2 protein-coding genes and 1 pseudogene are annotated in these 3,950 nt (G+C 76.6%); all 3 read right to left on the reverse strand.

Translation table 11 applies throughout. The annotated features are described in order from the left end of the window. On the reverse strand, positions 1–948 hold a 948-nt coding region (locus DZF91_RS26915), incomplete at its 3' end, for a GAP1-N2 domain-containing protein (protein ID WP_456236662.1). Positions 949–954: 6 nt separating this feature from the next. After that, a complete protein-coding gene (locus DZF91_RS26920) occupies positions 955–2,202 on the reverse strand; it encodes a GTPase (RefSeq protein ID WP_117359966.1) in 1,248 nt (415 codons plus the stop codon). A 20-nt stretch (positions 2,203–2,222) separates the two neighbouring features. Then, a pseudogene (locus tag DZF91_RS40450) lies at positions 2,223–3,950 on the reverse strand (hypothetical protein); the annotation flags it as partial.

The raw sequence follows: 3,950 nt of genomic DNA on the forward strand, positions 1-3,950 counted from the left end.
CGGCGCGCCCGGCGCCGCGCCCGCGCCGAGCAGCGCGAGCTCGGCCAGCGCGTCCAGCCCGGCGAAGTCGGCGTCGCGCCAGCACGCCGCGACCGTCCGCGCGAACCGCCCCGCCTCGTACGCGCCGCCGACGGGCCGGTCCAGGGGGACGGCGGGCGAGGTGCGCTGCGCGGACGCCCACACGTCCGGCGTCGTCCCGACCAGCCGCTGCGGGGCGCCGTCCGGGTCGGCGCTGTAGGTGACGAACGACAGCGCGGACGCCGCCGCGACCGGCAGCGAGTACGACACGACCGCGATCCACCGCGCGACCAGCTCGATGTCGGACGAGACCAGCACCACCCGGCCGTGCCCCCGCCCGAGGACGGTCACGACCGCGTCCACGATCCGCGCGAGCCGGTCGTAGGCGTCCCCGGAACCACCCGAACCGTCGCCGTTTCCCGAGCCGCCGCCTGAACCGTCGTCGCCGCCCGGGGGGTCCGGCGGCGCGGCCTCGGCGGCGAGCCAGGCGGCCAGCGACTCGGGGTCCAGCCCCTCGTCGGGCACGAGCTCGTCCACCTCCGGCAGGTCGGTCTCGGACGCGGGGGAGTCGGCCCACAGCGGCGCGTGCCACAGCTCCACCGGACGGACGCCCTCCAGCTCGTCCGGCTCGGCGACCACCGCGTGCGCGAAGAAGTTGCCGTACCGGCCGGAGTAGTCCCGCCCCAGGTAGCGGCAGCGCAGCAGCAGCGGACGCCCGTCCACCCGGTCGTACAGCAGCGACACCGGGAACCCGTCGAGCTCGTCGTCGGCGGGCGACAGCGGCGCCTCGGGCGGCGGACGGTACGACAGGTGCGGCGTGACCCGCGCCCGCACCCCGTCCGGCAGCCCCGGCGTCTCCGCGACGAACTGGAACCCCGACCGGCCGGTCGGCCCGCGCCGGGCCGAGGTGTAGTGGAGCTGCCACGCCACCTGACGTCACTCCCCGTCCAGCATCCCGAACCGATAGAGCAGCCAGAGCAGCGGATCCTCCGCGCGGTACGGCCGCACGCCGCCCGCGCCGACCCGGTCGCCCTCGGGCATCGCGCCGAGCGCGGACAGGCCGAACAGCGCGTAGTCGGCGTACTGCTGCGACAGGAACAGGTCGAGCTGGCCCGCGTTCCAGTCGTGCAGCAGCGCCCTGACCTGCTCGTTCACCGCCGCGCGGTCGTCCAGGTCGAGGACGCCGGAACCGGACCGGGAGCGGTGCAGCGCCGACTGCCGCGACACCGCCGGACCGAGCGCGTCGATCTTGGTGAGCGCCACCGCGACCGGCACCGGCAGCCGCTCGCCCGGCCGCAGCCCGTGCCGCAGCCGCAGCGCCTCGGTGACCCGCGCGATGATGTTGATCGGCTCGCTGTCCGGGTCCTCCCCGAGCGTGCCCTCGCGCGGCTGCGCCTCGTCGGCGAGCGCGTTGTGCGCGCCGGGCAGCTCCAGCGGGTCGACCAGGAAGATGATCGCGTCGGCCGCCTCCAGGTACCGCAGGTGCAGGTCCCGGACCTCGCGGCTGCGCAGGTCCTCACCGGCGGTGTCGAACAGCACCAGCGCGAGCGCGTCGTGCTTGGCGCGCCCCATCCCGGCCAGCGGCGTGCGCGCCAGCTTCGACGGGCGGGTGCGGGTCAGCAGGTACACCAGCGGCTCGCGCGGCGCGGTCGCGGCGCTCGCCGTCGTCGGCAGCAGCCGCCGCTCCTCCAGCAGCGGCCGGGCGAAGTCGCGCTTGTACCGCTCGATCGTCCGGTCGTCGCAGGCGACGAGCGAGGTGTCCAGCTCGGTGCCGACGCGGTTCATCAGCTCGTGCAGCAGGACGGCGATGTAGGTGGACTTGCCCGCGTTCTTCGCGCCGACGAGCGCGACGATGCGTCCGGGGGAGTCGCAGTAGGCGGTCGGGAGCGGGTTGTGGCACTCGGGGCAGACGCGGTTGTGCGTCGGCTGCCCGCAGGCGGGGCAGTCGGCGCGTCCGCCCGAGCGCGGCGGCGCGGGGAACACCGGCGGCAGGGACGCGCCCGCCGTCGACCCGGTGTACTCGGCCAGCTCGCGGTCGAGCACGGGCGCGCAGCCCTGCCGCCGCCCGACCTGGCCGCGGCAGCGGAACGGGATCCGCTGCGGGTTGATCTCCACGAAGCAGTACGGGCAGGTGATCTCCTGCCGGGCGAGGCCGGGCAGGCTCACCCGGGACGCTAGGGACACCGGCTCCTCCAGGGGGACGCTTACCGGGGGCTGTGCAGATGGCGTACCGGGGGGTCGGTCAGCTCGACCACGGTGTCATCCGTGAAGCAGCGTAGCCAGTACTCGCCCGCGGGCCGAGGCAGCGGCACGGTGAGTTCTCCGGGAACGGGCACCTGCGTCCACGAACCGAGGGTCTCCCCGTCGGTCGGCCGGTGCGGCATCACCCGCCCGCGCCGCAGCACCAGCTCCAGCGACCCGACCCGCAGCGGGCGCTCCGCCGACAGCCGCACGGTGAGCGCGCGCTTCCACGGCGGCCCGCTGCGCTCCAGCTCGTACCGGACGAGCGTGCGCGCCCGCACCTCCACGACCGCCGGGACCCCCACCACGCGCTGCTCGTCGGCGGTGCCGACGGCGGCGACGGCCAGCTCGACCGGCTCGGCCTCCGGCACCTCGACCCGCAGCCCGCCCTGCGCCTCGTAGGCGGCGCGGGTCACCGCGACCCGCTCGGGCGCGGCGCTCGGCAGCCGTCCGGCCTCCATCCGGCCCGCCGCCACCAGGTTCGCCTCGATGCGGCCGGTGGCGATCGCGTCCGCGCCGATCCGCCAGGTCAGCTCGACCTCGGCGACCTCGTCCGGCCAGTCGAACCCGACGTGCACGACGTCGCCGCGCCGCTCGGCGACCAGCCGCCGCGGCGGCGGAAGGTTCACGTGCCGGTGCCGCGCGCCCACCGCGGCCGTGCCCTCCGAGACGGTGACCGCGAGCAGCCACCCGCCGCGTCCCGGCTTCACCAGGATGCCGTCGGAGGTCACCGCGTTCGGGATCCGCCTGGTCGCCTTGCGGATCTCCTCCACGGGCAGGACGGCGCTGCGCGGCCAGGCGGGCGGCGAGTCCAGCAGGACGATCTCGGGGTTGCCGTGCGCCGGGCGCTCGAACCGGACGAGGACCTCGTCCTCCTCGCCCGCCGACGCGTCCACGGCCATGTCGTACACCGGCTCCGGCGGCGCGGACGGCGTCACCGACAGCCGCACCCCCGGCGTGGTCGTCTCGCGGCCGTGCTCGTCGAGGTACACGGCGCAGACCCGGTAGTAGTACGTCACGCCGTTCGGAACCCGCTCGGAGAACCCCTCGCGGCCCGCCGGGACGGGCCGCTCGGTGCCGCGCTCGGCGCGGAACACCGCGATCCGCGCGGCCTCCGGCGGGCACCGCCAGCGGCCGGTCACCGTGCCGTCGCCGGGCGACAGCTCCACCTCGCGCGGCTCCGGCCGCACCAGGATCGGCCCGGCGACCGTCGGCGGCGCGGCGGCCTCGCCCCGCACCGCGATCACCGCGTAGTACAGGTGCACGTTCACCGGCGGGTCGTCGTCCCTGGTCAGCGGCACCGGCTCGCCGTCGGCGGGCCCGTGCGGCGGACGGTCCCGGCGGCGCACCATGTGGTAGAGCACCTCGCCCGCGGTGGACGGCGACGCCTCCCACACCAGCCGCACCGACGGCTCCGGATCGGCGTGCACGGTCGCGATCAGGGACTCGACCGGCTTGGGCGGCAGCCGCCGCTGGTGGTCGGCCGCGCCCGGCAGGTCCCGGACGAGCTTCAGCGCGTCGGCGAGCAGCCGCCACGCGCGGTCGGTGTCCGGCTCGTCGGCCGCCGCCTCCCGCAGCCGCGTCGCGGTGTCCACACGGTGCCGCGCCTCCGCCGCGAGGACGGCCACGTCCTCGGGAAGGTCGGCGCCCCCGGCCGCGTGCCGTCCGCCGCCCCCGGAAGCGGTGCGGCC

Source organism: Actinomadura logoneensis (assembly GCF_003428695.1).
In the GTDB taxonomy this organism is placed as follows: domain Bacteria; phylum Actinomycetota; class Actinomycetes; order Streptosporangiales; family Streptosporangiaceae; genus Spirillospora; species Spirillospora logoneensis.